This is a genomic window from Streptacidiphilus pinicola (genome assembly GCF_003258295.1).
Taxonomy (GTDB): Bacteria; Actinomycetota; Actinomycetes; order Streptomycetales; family Streptomycetaceae; genus Streptacidiphilus; species Streptacidiphilus pinicola.
Genome location: NZ_QKYN01000174.1, coordinates 1 through 16,361, shown reverse-complemented (window position 1 = coordinate 16,361; position 16,361 = coordinate 1). Strand labels below are relative to the sequence as shown.

13 protein-coding genes are annotated in these 16,361 nt (G+C 71.8%); 2 read left to right on the top strand and 11 right to left on the bottom strand.

Annotated features, from left to right (window positions below; all coding sequences use genetic code 11):
- Positions 1-48 precede the first annotated feature (48 nt).
- Positions 49-852, top strand: coding sequence for an HAD family hydrolase (locus DN069_RS34295; RefSeq protein WP_243640151.1), 804 nt, complete (start codon positions 49-51; stop codon positions 850-852).
- Between the two features lie 24 nt (positions 853-876).
- Here the strand turns inward: DN069_RS34295 and DN069_RS34290 are convergent, their stop codons facing one another.
- Positions 877-1,488 (bottom strand): hypothetical protein, encoded by a 612-nt coding sequence (locus DN069_RS34290; RefSeq protein WP_111507150.1) that lies wholly within the window; start codon positions 1,486-1,488, stop codon positions 877-879.
- Positions 1,489-1,602: 114 nt separating this feature from the next.
- Positions 1,603-3,345, bottom strand: coding sequence for a sensor histidine kinase (locus DN069_RS34285; RefSeq protein WP_111507149.1), 1,743 nt, complete (start codon positions 3,343-3,345; stop codon positions 1,603-1,605).
- A 137-nt stretch (positions 3,346-3,482) separates the two neighbouring features.
- Here DN069_RS34285 and DN069_RS34280 point away from each other — a divergent pair, with 137 nt between their 5' ends.
- Positions 3,483-4,325 carry a BRO-N domain-containing protein gene (locus DN069_RS34280; protein WP_111507148.1) on the top strand — a complete coding sequence of 281 codons (843 nt, stop codon included), beginning with the start codon at positions 3,483-3,485 and terminating at the stop codon, positions 4,323-4,325.
- Positions 4,326-4,345: 20 nt separating this feature from the next.
- Here DN069_RS34280 and cydD read toward each other — a convergent pair whose 3' ends face one another.
- The 9 genes from cydD to DN069_RS34235 form a co-directional block, all read right to left on the bottom strand.
- Positions 4,346-7,852 carry a thiol reductant ABC exporter subunit CydD gene (cydD, locus tag DN069_RS34275; protein ID WP_111507147.1) on the bottom strand — a complete coding sequence of 1,169 codons (3,507 nt, stop codon included), beginning with the start codon at positions 7,850-7,852 and terminating at the stop codon, positions 4,346-4,348.
- Positions 7,853-7,876: 24 nt separating this feature from the next.
- Positions 7,877-8,872, bottom strand: a complete 996-nt coding sequence (gene cydB, locus DN069_RS34270; RefSeq protein WP_111507146.1) for a cytochrome d ubiquinol oxidase subunit II — start codon at positions 8,870-8,872, stop codon at positions 7,877-7,879.
- Between the two features lie 13 nt (positions 8,873-8,885).
- The gene (locus tag DN069_RS34265; RefSeq protein WP_111507145.1) at positions 8,886-10,433 is read right to left on the bottom strand and encodes a cytochrome ubiquinol oxidase subunit I; all 1,548 of its coding nucleotides are present in this window, start codon (positions 10,431-10,433) and stop codon (positions 8,886-8,888) included.
- Between the two features lie 267 nt (positions 10,434-10,700).
- Positions 10,701-12,083 (bottom strand): sensor histidine kinase, encoded by a 1,383-nt coding sequence (locus tag DN069_RS34260; protein ID WP_341538524.1) that lies wholly within the window; start codon positions 12,081-12,083, stop codon positions 10,701-10,703.
- Positions 12,084-12,321: 238 nt separating this feature from the next.
- Entirely contained in the window at positions 12,322-13,029 is a 708-nt protein-coding gene (locus tag DN069_RS34255; protein WP_111507144.1) for a response regulator transcription factor, read from the bottom strand.
- Between the two features lie 83 nt (positions 13,030-13,112).
- A complete protein-coding gene (locus DN069_RS41120) occupies positions 13,113-13,670 on the bottom strand; it encodes a hypothetical protein (protein WP_207892373.1) in 558 nt (185 codons plus the stop codon).
- Between the two features lie 25 nt (positions 13,671-13,695).
- On the bottom strand, positions 13,696-14,910 hold the full coding sequence (locus DN069_RS34245) for an ABC transporter permease (protein ID WP_111507143.1): 1,215 nt from the start codon (positions 14,908-14,910) through the stop codon (positions 13,696-13,698).
- Complete coding sequence (locus DN069_RS34240; RefSeq protein WP_111507142.1) at positions 14,907-15,689, bottom strand: ABC transporter ATP-binding protein; 783 nt, start codon at positions 15,687-15,689, stop codon at positions 14,907-14,909. Before DN069_RS34240 ends, DN069_RS34245 begins: the two co-directional genes overlap by 4 nt.
- On the bottom strand, positions 15,686-16,361 hold a 676-nt coding region (locus DN069_RS34235), incomplete at its 5' end, for an efflux RND transporter periplasmic adaptor subunit (protein WP_116513715.1). The genes DN069_RS34240 and DN069_RS34235, both read right to left, overlap by 4 nt.

The window sequence follows — 16,361 nt, the reverse complement described above, 5'->3', positions numbered from 1 at the left end:
GCAGCCGCGCTGCGCGGGAGCGACGACGCGGGATGTGAGGATGTACCCGTGATCCCCTCCCTCATCGCCACCGACCTCGACGGCACGCTGCTGCGCGGCGACGGAACCGTCTCCGCCCGCACCGAGGACGCGCTGCGGCGGGCGGAGGAGGCGGGCGTGTGCATCGTCTTCGTCACCGGCCGCCCGCCGCGTTGGATGGGCGCGGTCACCAAGGCCATCGGCCCGCACGGGGTCGCGATCTGCTCCAACGGCGGCGCGCTCTACGACGTGCGCCGCCAGGAACTGCTGGAGACGCACCCGCTGCGCGCGGAGGACGCCCTCGCCGCGGTGCTGGCGCTGCGCGGCGGGCTGCCGGAGGTGAGCTTCGCCTTCGAGTACCCAGGCGGCTTCTCCCACGAGCCCGACTACCCGCGCACGCTGTGGGACATGGACGCGGCCGACCAGGTCGCCCCGGCCGAGGAGATCCTCGCGGGCCCGGCCGGTCACCAGGTCTTCAAGCTGCTGGCCAAGCACCCCGGCATGGACCCCGACGAGTTCCTGCGGATCGGCCGCGAGCTGGTCGGCGAATTCGGCGAGGTGACCCGCTCGGCGTCGGTGGCGATGCTGGAGATCGGCGCGCCGGGTGTCAGCAAGGCGAGCGCACTGGCCCGCTGGTGCGCGGAGCGCCGCATCCCGGCCGAGCGCGTCGTGGCGATCGGCGACATGCCCAACGACCTCCCGATGCTCGCCTGGGCCGGCACCGCCTACGCCGTGGCCAACGCCCACCCGGACGTCCTGGCCGCGACCACCCACCACACGGCGGGCCATGACGACGACGGCGTCGCCCAGGTCATCGAGTCCCTGCTGGGCTGAGGACGCGGCCGGTCGGGGTTCAGCTCACTGCTGCCCGGGGTGGCAGCCACCCCACGCCGTGGCGAGCGCCTGCGGGATCTGCGCGAGGCAGCCGCCCGTGTCGGGGAAGCCGGCGCTGCCGATCAGCGTCCAGGTGCCGTTGGCGGCGAGCGAGAAGTACTTGCGGGTGCTGCCGTCGTCCTGGGCGGCGACCTGGTCCCCGTAGGTCGCGCCCGGGGTCAGGTCGAAGGCGCTGGCGGCGTAGCTGGTGCCGCCGCACTGGCCGTAGAGGAACTGGTGCGGGCGCGGCGTGATGTGACCGCGGTTCACCGCGGCCCCGTAGTCGTGGGTCACGGCCGCCTTGACGGCCGCGGTGGCCACCAGGTTGTGGCAGCCGGCCGCGTCCGCGGTCGGCGCGCCCGACGCGGTCGGGCCACCGGGGGCTGCGACGGCGGTGGAGGACGCGGCCGGAGACGCGGTCGACCCTCCGGCCGGGCCGGAGGCCGTGCTCGACGCCCCGCTCGACGAAGTGCTCGAAGCGGACCCGGAACCGGAGCCGGTTCCGGAGCCCGTTCCGGAGTCGCACGCGCTGAGCAGCAGCACACCGGACAGGAGCAGTGCGGCCGAAGCCGCGGTACGGCGCGTGGTGGAGCGCATCGGATTCCCCCAGATCAACAGGCCCGTCGGGTCGTCCGAACAGTAGCGACGCGTGCGCAACACCCAGACGGTCGTTGCGCTACAGCCTCGCAACAACGGGTCGCCCGGGCGGCGTCACAGCGACGCCGTCCAGAGGACCCGGGTGCCGCGGCCCCCCGGGCCCGGTTCGAACCAGGCGTCACCGCCGAGGTTGCGGGCACGGTCGGCGAGGTTGCGCAGGCCGCTGCGCCGCCCGCCCTCGGGCATGCCGACGCCGTCGTCCGTGACGGCCAGCACCACCGCCGGGAGGCCCTTGCCCGCGGTGACGTGGCCCTCCGCGTCGATGTGGGCGCTGCCGTCCACCACCACGTTCACCCGCGAGGCGGCCGCGTGCCGGGCCGCGTTGGAGAGCATCTCCCGGAGGGCGGCGACCAGTTGGCGGCCGATCGCCTCGCCCGTCATCGCCTCGACCGGGCCGACGAAGTTGACCGACGGCTTGAAGCCCAGCGGCCCCGAGGCCTGCGCGCACTCGCGCAGCACCCGGCTGCGCAGGTCCTCGCCACCCTCGGGGGTGTCCTCGTGCTGGAGGGCGTAGATGGTGGTGCGGACCTCCTGGATGGTGGCGTCGAGCTCGTCGACGGCCTTGGAGATGCGGACCTTCACCTCCGGCACCTGGGCCAGCCGGGCGGCGCTCTCCATCATCATCCCGGTGGCGAACAGGCGCTGGATGACCAGGTCGTGCAGGTCGCGGGCGATCCGGTCACGGTCCTGGTAGACGGCGAGCCGCTGCTGGTTCTGCTGGCCCTCCACCAGCCGCAGCGCGAGCGCCGCCTGCGCGGCGAAGCCCTCGGCGAGGACCCGCTCGTCCTCGGTGAACGGCGGCGTGTCCCGGCCCCGCCACACGCTGACGGCGCCCAGCACCCGACCGGAGCTCTGCAGCGGCAGCGCCATGCTGGGGCCGAAGGACGCACGGATGTCCGCGCGCAGGTCGGAGTCGGTGTTCATGTCCGCGACGGTCACCGTCTCGCCGGCGAGCAGCCGCTTGACCCGCTCGGTCGGCGGAACCGGCTCGCCGATCAGCAGGTCCGCGGCCTCGCCGGAGGCGTGCGTGACGCGCAGGCTGCCGTCCTCGGTCGGTAGCAGGATCATGCCGAGCGCGGCGCCCGCGAGGTCGCGCAGCAGCTCCGCGGTGGTGGTGAGCGCGACGGCGGCGTCGTCCGCCGTCAGCATCACGTTCGTGACCTCACGGGACGCGGCGATCCACCGCTCGCGGCGGCGACCCTCCTCGTACAGACGCGCGTTCTCGATCGCGACCCCGGCGGCGGCCGCGAGCGCCTCGACGACCTGCTGGTCGGCGGCGGTGAAGTGTCGGCCGTGGTGCTTCTCGGCGAGGTAGAGGGTGCCGAAGAAGTCGTTGCGCACGCGGACCGGGACGCTGAGGAAGCTGTGCATCTCCGGGTGCCCGTGCGGGAACCCGATGGCGCTGGGGTGCTTGGTCAGGTCGTCCAGCCGCAGCGGCTCGCGGTGCTCGGTGACGTACCCGAGCAGCCCCAGCCCGCAGGGCAGCCCGCCGATCTCCAGCTCCTGCTCGGAGGTGATCCCCACCTGGATGAAGTCCGACAGCCCGTGCGTGTAGGGCGCGAGCACCCCGACGGCGGCGTACTCGGCGTCCACCAGGTCGGCGGCGGTACTGGCGATGCGCTGCAACGTCGCATGCAGGTCCAGCCCGGAGCTGACGGCCACGACGGCCTCCAGCAGCTCCCGCATCCGGTCGTTCACGGCGGCGACGGCGTGCAGCCGCTCGGACACCTCGGACACGAGGTCGTCGACCTCCAGCGATCCGAGGTCGGGGATGAAGTGCGCGTCGCCGTTCGCCATGGTGCGAGCGTAGTTTGTCCGTTTTTGCGGCGACAACGGACGCGCGTTCGGGCTACGTCACCTGGGGGTGAAGTCTGCGGATTCCGGTGATCGGCGTCGCGTCGGATGATTACGGTGCGCGACGAAGGGGGTGTTCCATGGCGGATGCGATCAACATCAACGACTTCGTCCACGCGGCGACGGGAGCCCGCGTGCGGCGGGTGACCCTGTCCGACGGGAGCCACTGGTTCCCGTCGGCGGACCTGTGCCGCGAGCTCGGCTACGCGAACCCGAGCGATGCCTTGCGACGACACGTCCCCGAGCCCATGCGATGCGTAGCCGCAACCCTAGTTCCCCGCGAGGGTTGGCTACTCATTGCAGGTCAGGGCATCAAAAAATCATCGGTGATGGTTAGTCTCCAAGGCCTGCTGCGGCTGGTGAACGGCTGCGTCAAGCCGCAGTGCGAGCCCTTCAAGAACTGGGTCACCGAGGTTCTCCTGGCGATCCAGCAGGAAGGCGCGTACCGACTGGGCCATGGTGAGACTGCGGTCGTGCTGCCTCAGCCCGTGATGGACGTCATCGTTCGCCTCGAGGAGCGCAACCTCCAGCTCGACGCCGAGTTCGCGGCCACGCAGCGTGAGCAACAACGGTTGCTGCGCGAGCTCGTCACCGGGGTGAACCGGATCGCGGACGCGATGGAGCGACCGGCGGTGCCGACCGTGCCGGCGCAGCGGGCGGCACGGACGGCCGAGGAGGTGCTCGCGAAGTGGCGGGGCAGGCTCACCGTCACCGAGGACGTGTGGTCCGTCGCCGCCCACATCGTCCCGATCGCGCTCGCGCAGGGCATGGTCCGACGGAGCGTCGAGTCCATGGCGCTCGCCACCGGGCTGACGCAGGAGCGGGTCCGCGACTGCCTGCGGTTCCTGCAGAAGCGGGCGTGCATCCGACAGGTGGGCACCGAGCCCGACGGGACTCCGGCCTACCGGCTGGCGGCCGGTTAGCGGCGGTCGGGCACGGCCTCTCAGGCCGGCACCACCGCCTCGCCCTCCCGTTCGCGCGCCCACAACTCCCGCAGCAGACCGTCCGTGCTCGTCAGCTCGGACCAGGTTCCGCGCTGGACGACGCGGCCGGCGTCCAGGACCAGGATCTCGTCGACCGCGTCGAGGCCGGCGAGCCGATGGGTGATCAGGACGGTCGCGCGGCCCTCCGTCGCGGTGAGCAGGTCGGCGGTCAGGGCGTCGGCCGTCGGGAGGTCGAGGTGTTCGGCGGGCTCGTCGAGGACCAGGACGGGGAAGTCCGCCAGCAGGGCACGGGCCAGGGCGAGGCGTTGGCGCTGGCCGCCCGAGAGGGAGGCGCCGTGCTCGCCGACCATGGTGTCGAGACCGTCCGGGAGGGCGCGGACGAAGTCCGCGAGGCGGGCGGCGGCCAGCGCCGCGAAGAGCTCCGCGTCGGTGGCCGCCGGGCGGGCCAGGCGGAGGTTCTCGCGCAGGCTGCTGTCGAAGACGTGGGCGTCCTGCGCGCACAGCCCGACCGCGCGCCGGACGTCGTCGCCGGCCAGGCCGCGGGTGTCGACGCCCGCGAGGGTGACGCTGCCCGAGACCGGGTCGAGGAAGCGCAGCAGGGCGTGGGCCAGCGTGGTCTTGCCGGAACCGCTCGGGCCGACGACGGCGATGCGGCGGCCGGCCGTCAGCTCCAGGGAGACCTCGGAGAGCGCGGTCGCGGTCCGGCCCGGCCAGACGACGGTCAGGTCCCGCACGCGCAGCGGCAGCGGGTCGGCGGGCGGCGTGCCGGGCGCGGAGGGCTCGGACACCGGCTGGGGAGCCTCGGCGAGTTCGGCCAGCCGCGCCGCCGAGCGGAGTCCGCGCTGGCGGGCCTGCGCCGCGGCCGTGAGGCCGGTGACGCCCTCGAACGCCGCCAACGGCGTCAGCAGCAGCACCGCCAACCAGACGCCGTGCAGCCGTCCGGAGGTCACCGCGGCGATGCCGGCGGCCCCACACGCGACGGCCGTGAAACCGGTGAGCACGGTGGTGAGGCCGCTCCCGAGCCCGAGGCCGGCGGCCGAGCGGCGCTGCAGGCCGGTCAGCTCCGCGTCGATCCCCCGCAGCGCGTCCAGCCGGGCGGGCAGCGCGCCGCTGACGGTCAGTTCGGCCGCGCCGTCGAGCAGGCCGACAACCTCGCCGGTCAGCAGTCCGCGCGTCTCCGCCTGCGCGTGCTCGGCGCGCACCGACAGCCGCAGGGCCAGCAGCGGGACGAGCACGCCCGCGAGCAGCAGGCCGATGGCCAGCAGCAGACCGGCGAGGGGGAGCAACCAGCTGACGACGCCGACCGTGAGGGCGCCCGCCAGCGCGGTCGCGGCGAGCGGCAGGCGGTAGCGCAGGTAGTGGTCCTGCATCGCGTCCACGTCGGCGACCATACGGGCGAGCAGGTCGCCGCGGCGGAAGGTGGCGCCGAGCCCCGCCGGGGCGAGGCGTTCGAGGCGGCCGTAGACGGCGGTACGCAGCGCGCCGAGGCTGCGCAGCACCGCGTCGTGGCTCACCAGCCGCTCGGCGTAGCGGAGCGCGGAGCGCCCGATACCGAAGGTACGGGTGGCCGTGACGGCGACCATCAGGTAGAGGACGGGCGGCTGTTGGGAGGCGCGCGAGATCAGCCAACCCGAAGTGCCCATCAGCGCGGTGGCGCAGACGAGCGCGAGCGCGCCGAGGACGATCGCGGCGCCGAGCCGCGGCCTCGGCCAACTCGACCAGCCCGCACCGGACGTGGCTCCCGAGGCATCCGGCAGGGAATCACGGGCAGGCGCGACGGGCTGCGCGGGTACCGCCGCGGTCGCAGAGCCGTCGACGGGACCCGCGAGGTCCGGACGGCCCGCCCCGCGGGTCGCGCCCCCGAGGGCGGCCCCGCTCGCGAGTTCCGCCGCCACCGGGCCCGGCAGGGCCACGCGCCGGTCCGCGAGGGCGAGCAGCGCGGGGCGGTGCGAGGTGAGCAGGACCGTGCGGCCGACGGACAGTTCGCCGATGGCCGCCACGACCGCGGCCTCGTTCTCGTTGTCCAGCCCGGCCGTCGGCTCGTCCAGCAGCACCAGCTCCCGGTCGGCGAGGAAGGCGCGGGCCAGCGCGACGCGACGGCGCTGGCCGGCGGAGAGGCCGGCGCCGGACTCGCCGAGCAGCGTCAGCGGACCGTCGGGCAGCGCGGTGACGAACTCCCAGGCCTGGGCGGCGACCAGGGCCGCGCGCAGCTGCTCGTCCGTCGCGTCGGGCCGCGACAACCGCACATTGTCGGCGATCGTTCCGGCGAAGAGGTAAGGGTGCTGCGGCACCCAGGCAATCCGGTCGTGCGCGGGGGCGGCCACCGAGCCCTCGACGTCGACGCAGCCCTCGAACGGCACGAAGCCCAGCAGCGCCGCCAGCAGCGTCGACTTGCCCGCGCCCGAGGGGCCGGTGACGGCGACGGTCTCCCCCGGCGCGAGGTGCAGCGTGAAGTCCCGCAGCGCGGGCCGCTCGCGGCCCGCGTAACGCACGGTCAGCCCGTCGACGCGGACACCACCGTCGGCCGCGGTCGCGACGGGGGAGTCGGCGACCGGCGTCTCCAGCACGGCGAAGATCTGCTCCGCCGCCGCCAGGCCCTCGACGCTCGCGTGGTAGTGCGTACCGACCTGACGGATCGGCAGGTACGCCTCCGGCGCGAGGACCAGCACGACCAGGCCGGTGAAGAGGTCGAGGCCGCCGTCGACCAGCCGCATGCCGATGCTGACCGCGACCAGCGCCACCGACAGCGTCGACAGCAGCTCCAGGGCGAACGAGGAGACGAAGGCGACACGCAGCGTCCGCAGTGTGGCGCGGCGGTACTGGTCAGTGATCCTGCGGATCGACTCGGCCTGGGCCTTGGCCCGCCCGAACACCTTGAGCGTGGGCAGTCCGGCGACCACGTCGAGGAAGTGGTGCGAGAGCCGGCCCAGCGTGCGCCACTGACGGTCCATCCGGCTCTGCGTGGCCATCCCGATCAGCACCATGAAGACCGGGATCAGCGGCAGCGTCGCGGCGATGATCGCGGCGGAGACCCAGTCGGCGAGGACGATCCGGGCCAGCACCGCGATCGGCACGATCACCGACAGCGCCAGCTGCGGGACGTAGCGGGCGAAGTAGTCGTCCAGCGCGTCCACGCCGCGGGTGGCCAGGGTGACCAGCTCACCGCTGCGCTGCCGGGCCAGCCACCCGGGACCGAGCGCGGCGGCGCGGGTGAGCAACTGCTGGCGCAGCTCGGACTTGACCTTGGCCGAGGCCCGGTGCGCGACGGCCTCCGTCGCCCACGCGACCACGCCGCGGCCCAGCGAGACGGCCGCGAGCGCGGCCAGCGGCCCGGCCAGACGGCCCAGCCCCTCACCGTGCTGGAAGCAGCCCACGACGATCTGCGCCACCAGCAGCGCCTGCGCGATGACCAGCCCGGCGCCGAGCACGCCCAGCGCCACCGAGGACAGCAGGAACATCCGGGTCGCGCGGGCGTACCGCAGCAGGCGCGGATCGACGGGCTTCACAGCGACGACTCCTCTACAGCCGTACTAGGCGGGCATGTTCTGCACGCCGATGCGGCGGCGGAACACCCAGTAGGTCCAGCCCTGGTAGACGAGCACGACGGGGGTCATGATGCCCGCCACCCAGGTCATGATCCCCAGCGTGTACGAGGACGCCGAGGCGTTGCTGACCGTCAGCGACCAGGCCGGGTTCAGCGAGGACGGCATGACGTCCGGGTAGAGCGACAGGAAGAGCATCGCCACGGCCGCTACGACGGTGATCCCGGAGAGGATGAACGCCCACCCTTCACGGCCCAGTTGATTCATGCCGATGGCGCCGACCAGGGCGAGCGCCGCGACGACCATGGCCGCGAAGGACCAGTTGTCGCCGTGGTTCACCTGGGTCCAGATCAGGAACGCCAGCGCCGCCAGCGCCGTGACCACGCCGACCTTGAGAGCCAGTGCCCTGGCCCGCTCCCGGATCTCGCCGTTGGTCTTCAGCGCCGTGAACACCGCTCCGTGGAAGGTGAACAGGGTCAGCGTCACCACGCCGCCGAGGATCGAGTAGGCGTTCAGCAGGTCCCAGAAGTTGCCCACGTACTCGAAGTGCGCGTCGATCTTGGTGCCGTGGACGATGTTGCCGAAGGCGACGCCCCACAGGAAGGCCGGGAGCAGCGAGCACCAGAAGATGGCGTGGTCCCAGTTGCGCTTCCACTGCGCGTCGTCCCGCTTGCCCCGGTACTCGAAGGCGACACCGCGGATGATCAGGCAGACCAGGATGATCAGCAGCGCCAGGTAGAAGCCGCTGAACAGCGTGGCGTACCACTCGGGGAAGGCGGCAAAGGTCGCGCCGCCCGCGGTGAGCAGCCAGACCTCGTTGCCGTCCCAGACCGGGCCGATGGTGTTGATCAGGACGCGGCGCTCGCGCTCGTCCCTGGCCAGGGCCTTGGTGAGGATCCCGACCCCGAAGTCGAAACCCTCCAGGAAGAAGTAGCCGATCCAGAGGACGGCGATCAGCACGAACCAGACATCGTGAAGGTGCATGGCGTCCGTCTCCTCAGTACGCGAAGGCGAAGGGCTTGTCGGCGTCCTCGGACCCCGCCGGGGGACCGCCGAGGGTGGGGTCCTGGCGCGGCGGCTCCTCGTCCGTCGGCCCGGCCTTGGCGTACTTGACCAACAGCTTGACCTCGACCACCGCGAGGACCCCGTAGAGCAGGGTCAGCACCATGAGCGAGGTCCACTGCTCGCCGATGGAGACGCCGGGGGAGACCGCGTCGGCGGTGGTCATCAGGCCGTAGACGACCCACGGCTGACGGCCCATCTCGGTGAAGATCCAGCCCCAGGAGCAGGCGATCAGCGGGAAGGCCAGGGTCCAGATGGCGCCCCGCCAGGCCCACTTGGTCAGCGTCGGGCCGAGCTCCTTGGTCCGGGTCAGCATGAAGATCGGCACCTCGTCACCGGCCCGCCGGAACTCGGGGGCGAGCCAGAAGCGGCGGCGGGTCAGCCACAGGCCGATCGCGGCGACCACGAAGGACGTCATCCCGAAGCCGATCATCCAGCGGAAGGCCCAGAAGGTGGTCGGGATGTTGGGCTTGTAGTCCCCGTTGCGGGCCTTGTCGCCGTACTTGGCCCTCTCGGCGGCATTGGTGTTGTTGATGCCGGGGACGGGCGACGTGAAGTTGCCCTTGGCCAGGAAGGAGAGCAGGCCGGGAACGGTGATCTCGACGGAGTTGTGGCCCTTGGAGACGTCGCCGTAGGCGAAAACCGAGAACGGCGCGGGCGCCTCGGTGTCCCACAGGGCCTCCGCCGCGGCCATCTTCATCGGCTGCTGCTCGAACATGACCTTGCCGAGCGCGTCGCCACTGATCGCGGTGCCGAGACCGGCCAGCAGGCAGACCACCAGGCCGAGTCGGAGCGAGGTCTTCATCGAGGCGACCTTGACGGGCTCGCGGTCCTCCCTGGCCAGGCGGGCCGACCTGCGCAGCTGGTAGGCCGCGATGCCGATCATGAACGCGCCGCCGACCAGGAACGCCGCGGTGATGGTGTGGAAGACGACCACCAGGGTGGTGTTCTGGAAGAGCACCTTGGGGAAGTCGGTCAACTGGGCGCGGCCGTTCTTGAGCTCGTAGCCGACCGGGTGCTGCATCCAGGAGTTGGCCGCCAGGATGAAGTAGGCGGACAGGGTGGTGCCGATGGCGACCATCCAGATCGACAGCAGATGCAGCTTCTTGGGCAGCCGGTCCCAACCGAAGATCCACAAGCCGATGAACGTCGACTCGAAGAAGAAGGCGATCAACGCCTCGAAGGCGAGCGGGGCTCCGAAGATGTCGCCGACGAAGCGGGAGTAGTTCGACCAGCTCATGCCGAACTGGAACTCCTGCACGATGCCGGTGACCACGCCCATCGCCATGTTGATCAGGAAGAGCTTGCCCCAGAACTTGGTGGCCTTGAAGTACTTCTCACGCCCCGTCCGGACCCAGGCCGTCTGCAGGCCCGCGACGAGCGCGGACAAGGAGATCGTCAACGGCACGAAGAGGAAGTGGTAGACGGTCGTGATGCCGAACTGCCATCGCGCCATCGTCTCGTGAGCGAGCGCGAGCTCCACGGGTGTTCCCTCCTCTGGGCGACCATCGTGCCCATCAATGCACTTTTCCTCCCACTTGTGTGGGACATGCATGTTGAACACGAAATGCTCGTGCGCTTGTGAACGTGAACACGATCACAAGCTATTATCACCATGTCGGTCCGGAGAGACTGACAGGGGGGTGGGGTGAGTCGACAGCGCCGTTCAGCACAGTCTGACCAGGCCCGATTGCCAATTCGGCGATTGCCGTGACGTCCGATTCGGACGGTGTCACGTGTGCGGCGTCACTCAGGCGCCGGGAAGGAAGATCCTGAAGACGGCACCCGCGCCCGGCGCGGTCTCCAACTCGACCCGGCCGCCGTGAGCCTGCGTCAGCGCGGAGACGATGGCGAGGCCCAGCCCCGCTCCCCCGCCGTCCCGGCGGCTGCGCGAGGCGTCCACCCGGTAGAAGCGCTCGAACACCCGGGCCGCCTGCTCCGGCGCAAGACCCGGCCCCTCGTCGGCGACCTCCAGCACGCCCTCGCCGTCCACCGTGCCGACGCCGATCCGGACCGGGGTGCCGGCCGGGGTGTGCTTGACCGCGTTGCCGACCAGGTTCGTCACCACCTGGCGCAGCCGGGCCTCGTCGCCGAGGACCAGCGCGGCGCCCGGCGTCGTCGCCCCGGCCGCGCCGGTCAGACTGACCGGGCGGGTGGGGTCGAGCGCGGTGGTGTCGTGCAGCGCGTCCGCGGCCAGCGTGCGCAGGTCCATCGGCGCGAGCTGCAGCGGCCGCTGCTCGTCCAGGCGCGCCAGCGTCAGCAGGTCCTCGACCAGGCCGCTCATCCGCACGGCCTCGCTCTCGATGCGGCTCATCGTCCGCTTGACGTCCGCCTCGTCGGCCAGCGCGCCCATCCGGTACAGCTCCGCGAAGCCGCGGATGCCGGAGAGCGGCGTGCGCAGCTCGTGACTGGCGTCGGCCACGAAGGCGCGCATCCGCTCCTCGGAGCGGGTGCGCGCGGCGAAGCCCGCCTCGATCTGCTCCAGCATCGAGTTCAGCGAACGGGCCAGGCTGCCCACCTCGGTGCGCACGTCCGCGTCGGCATGCGGCACGCGGTGGGTGGGGGGCTGCCCGGCGGCGGTCTGCTCGGCGATCTGGTGCGCGGCCTGCTCGATCCGCCGCAGCGGCCCGAGCCCCGCCCGAACCGCGAAGAACCCGGCGACGGCGAGCAGCAGAAGGACCGCGCCGCCGATCGCGAGAAACCCGTCGTTCAGCTTGGCCAGCATCGCGTCGGTGTCGTCCAGTGACGCCGCGACGACCACACCCGTGCCGGGCCGGCTGGGATCCGGCTCGATCAGCACCCGCCAACTGCCGCCGCCGTGGTCGGCGGGCACGGTGAAGGGGTGATCCATCCGGGACGCGAGCTGGGCGGCGTCGAGGGTCGGCAGCGCGGGCTGCGGATCGCCCTGCTGGACGGGCTGCGTCAGCAGCGCGCTGTAGTGGCCGTCGGCGTCCACCTGCGTGACGACGTACTGGCTCGGCAGCCAGGCGCGGCGAACGCCGCCGGTGGGCACGAGCGGCCGCTTGGGGTCTTCGACCCGGCGGACTGCGGTGTCCCCGAACCGCTGCAGCTGCGTGTCCACGCGCTGCACCAGCTGATCGCGGACGCTGCCGAGCACGAGCGTGTCACTCACCACGAGCCCGAGCGCGACGAGCGCTATCGCGAGCGCCAGCAGCCGGACCCGCAGCGAGAAACGCCCGCGGACCTGTTTGGGGGCGCGAGGAACTGCGCGACGAGCCCACCCGAGGGGGCCAGCCCTGCGCGTTCGGGGACTCTCCTCGTCGGATGGGGGTCCCCCCGGCCGAAGGCTGGGGGTTTGTCGCGCCCCGCGGCGGAGCCGCATACCGGCGGAGCCTCGCGCCCCCAGCTGCTTACCCGGCCGGTCGGCGGAGGACATAGCCGACTCCGCGCACGGTGTGGATGAGCTTGGGCGCGCCGTCCGCGCCCGAGTCCATCTTGCGGCGCAGGTAGGAGATGTAGGACTCGACGATGCTCAGGTCGCCGCCGAAGTCGTAGGCCCAGACGTGGTCGAGGATCTGCATCTTGGAGACCACTCGACCGGTGTTGGTCATCAGGTACTCCAGCAGCTTGAACTCCGTCGGCGAGAGCGAGACCGGCCGGCCGGCGCGGTGCACCTGGTGGCCGACCAGATCCAGCTCCAGGTCGGCCACGACCAGCCGGCCGTCGTCCGCGGGACCGCCGGTGCGGCGCAGGATCGCCCGGATCCGGGCGATCAGCTCCTCCAGGCTGAACGGCTTGGTGACGTAGTCGTCGCCGCCCGCCGTCAGCCCGCTGATCTTGTCCTCGACGCCGTCCTTCGCGGTCAGGAAGATCACCGGGATCTTGTCCCGGTCGCTGTCGTCCCGCAGCCGCTTGACCAGCGTGAAGCCGTCCGCGTCGGGCAGCATCACGTCCAGTACCACCAGGTCCGGACGGGTGCGCTGAACGTAGGCGACGGCCTCGGCCCCGGTCGCCGCGGAGGCGACCCGGAAGCCGGCGAAGCGGAGCGAGGCGGACAGCAGCTCGCGAATGTTCGGCTCGTCGTCCACGACGAGCAGGCTGGCCTCGGCGGTGTCCATGGGCGCCCCCGGTGAGAACTGGTCTGGCTGCGGCAGGTTAGCGGCCGTAGATGAGGAGTTCATGAGTGAACGCTGTGCACCGCTCAGCCACCCACCTGCGTCACCGTACTCGCGGCCACGTCTCCGTTGGCGTCGGCACTGCCGCGCACGGTGACCGTGGCACCGGGCTTGAGCTGGCTGACCTTGCCGGACTGGGCGATGCTGACCTTGGTCGAGCCCCCGGTGGTGACCTTGACGATGTTGCCGGAGGTGTCGGTCACGTAGATGGTCGAGCCGTCGACGAGCTTCACCGTGCCGATGGTCGTGCCACCGCCCGCGCCACCGGCGCCGCCGCCGAACCCGCCACCACCGAACCCACCGCCGCCGGTGCCACCGCCGAACCCGCCACCCGCGCCGGTGCGCCCGGAGGCGCTGAAGCTGCGCCCCGCACCGCCGCCGACCGAGGAGTTGTTCCCCTTCTCCACCAGCACCCCGCCGATGAAGCCGGCGCCCGCGACCAGGCCGCCGACCAGCAGCATCGTCAGCCACGGCAGCTTGCGGCGCGGCGGAGCGGCCAGCTCCGCACTGATGTCCAACGCGTCCGGCGGCTCGGCCAGGATGTCCTCCGGCGACTGGACCGTCGGTGCCAGCTCGAGGTCCACGGTTTCCTCCTGTGTCGGAAAAAGATCACTCATGACGCAGCGCCTCGATCGGACGCAGGCTCGCCGCCCGGCTGGCCGGGTAGCTGCCGAAGAAGAGGCCAATGGCCACCGCGATGGCGAAGGCGCCCCACACCGAGGCGGGGATCACCACCGGCTTGATGCCGACGATCGTGAAGTGCGCGCCGATCAGCGCCACCGCGACGCCGAGCCCGGCCCCGATCAGGGAGAGCAGCGTCGACTCGGCCAGGAACTGGCTGAGGATGACACCCTTGGGCGCGCCGATCGCCTTGCGGAGGCCGATCTCCCGGGTCCGCTCCGTGACCGTCACCAGCATGATGTTGGTGATGCCGATGCCGCCGACCAGCAGCGAGATCGCCGCGACCGCGCCGAGCAGCACCGTGAAGGTCTGCGTGGTGGAGCTACGGGTGGACAGCAGCGTGGTCTGGCTGCTGACGCGGAAGTCGACCGCCGTCGGGTCCTTGATGCCGTGCGTACCCATGAGGACCGTGGTGATCTCGTTCTGCGCCTGGGTGGTGGTGTCGGCCGAGCTCGCCTCGACCAGGATCTGGCTGAGCGAGCCGAAGCCGCTGTAGGCGTTCTGGACCGTCGGCAGCGGCGCGATGATCACGTCGTCCGGGTCCTGGAAGCCGGTGCCGCTGCCCTTGGTCGCCAGCTCACCGACGACGGTGAGCGGGGTGCCGCCCAGGACGATCTTCTTGCCGATCGGGGAGGCCGTGCCGAACAGGTCGGTCGCCGTGGTCGAGCCGATCACCGCGACCTTGCGCGCGGCCAGGACGTCGTCGTTGCTGAAGTAGTCGCCCTGGACCACCTTGCTGTTCGAGGCCTCGAAGTAGGCCGGGTAGGTGCCGATGACCGAGCTAACCGTGTGCGAGGTGCCCTCGTACAGGGCGGTCTGAGAGGTCTGCACCTCGGGCGCGACGCCCTTGATGTCCGGCGCCTGGCTCTGGTCGGCCAGCGCGCGGGCGTCGTCGATGGTGAGCGGCTTGGTGCTGGTCGCCGTCGACTGCGCGCCGAAGCCGGCACCCGAGCTGACGGTGAGCGCGTTGGTGCCGAGCGCGTCGATGGAGTCCTTGACCGCCTGCGAGGAGCCGTTGCCGACCGCGAGGAGCAGGATGACGGCCGCGACACCGATCAGGATGCCCAGCATCGTGAGCCCGGACCGGACCTTGTTGGCAGACAGGCCCAGGACCGCGAAGCGCAGCGTCTCCAGCGGGTTCATCGCACCCCTCCCCGGGTGAGCGCCCCGGCCGCGCCGGCCATCGCGGGCGGCGGTCCCTCGACGGGCGCCTGCCGCTCGTCGCTGACGATCAGGCCGTCGACGAGCCGGATCACCCGCTTGGCGTGGTGCGCGACCTCGTCCTCGTGGGTGATCAGCACGACCGTGCGGCCGGAGTCGTTGAGCCGGTCCACGATGCCGAGGACCTCCTTGGTGCTGTGGCTGTCCAGGTTTCCGGTCGGCTCGTCCGCGAGCAGCATCGCGGGCGAGGTGACCAGGGCGCGGGCCACGGCGACGCGCTGCTGCTGGCCGCCGGAGAGCTCGTTGGGCTTGTGCTCGGCCCGGTCGGCCAGCCCCACCATGGTCAGCGCGGCCATCGCGCGCCGCCGCCGCTCGGCCGCCTTGACGCCCGCGTAGGCGAGCGGCAGCTCGACCTGGGCGAGCGCGTTGGTGCGCGGAACCAGGTTGAAGGACTGGAAGATGAAGCCGATCTTGCGGTTACGGACGAGCGACAGCTGTCGCTCGTCCAGCCCGCCGACGTCGATGCCGTCCAGCAGGTAGCGGCCGGTGGTCGGCACGTCCAGGCAGCCGAGGATGTTCATCAGGGTCGACTTGCCCGAGCCCGAACTGCCCATGATGGCCACGTAGTCGCCCTGCTGGACGGTGAGGTCGACGCCCGCCAGCGCGTGCACGACGGCGTCGCCGATGCCGTAGGTCTTGACCAGACGGCGCGCCGCGATGACGGGCGCAGTGGCGGTCGCCGTGTCAGGTGCGGGGCTCACCCCTTGCCTCCGCCGCCACCGCCGGCGAGACCGCCACCGCCGCCACGGCCACCGCCGCCTCCGCCGAAGCCACCTCGGCCACCGCCACCGCCGCCGAAGCCGCCCGGGAAGCCGGTGCTCGGGAAGCCGTTGCTGCCGGAGGTCGACACGACGGTGATCTGGACCTTCTGGCCGTCGGTCACGCCGGAGAGGATCTGGTCGTCGGAGTCGCCCTGCACGCCGAGGGTGATCGGCGTGCGCTTGGTCGTGCCGTCCGACTGGACCACGTTGACGCTGGCGTTGGCGCCGGTTCCGTTGATCGCAGAGGTCGGCAGGTAGAGCGCGCCGGACGCCTCACCGGTCACCACCTGCACGCTGGCGCTCAGGCCGGTGCGCAGGTTGGAGGTGTCCCCGGAGATCGCGAGCAGCGCGGCGTACTGGACGGCGCTGTTGGAGCCACCGCCCGACCCACTGCCGGAGCTGCTCACGGGAAGCGAACTGATCGACACCACCTTGGCGTTGAGCACCTGCGTGGTGTCGGCGTTCAACGTGACCGTGGCCGCCTGGCCGGACTTGAGCTTCAGCGCGTCGCTCTCGGAGAAGTCGGCGCTGACCTCCATCCCGGACGGGTTGGTGATCACGACGAAGCCGGAGAGGCTGCCGGACGAGCTCGACGAGGAGCTGCCGGAGCCG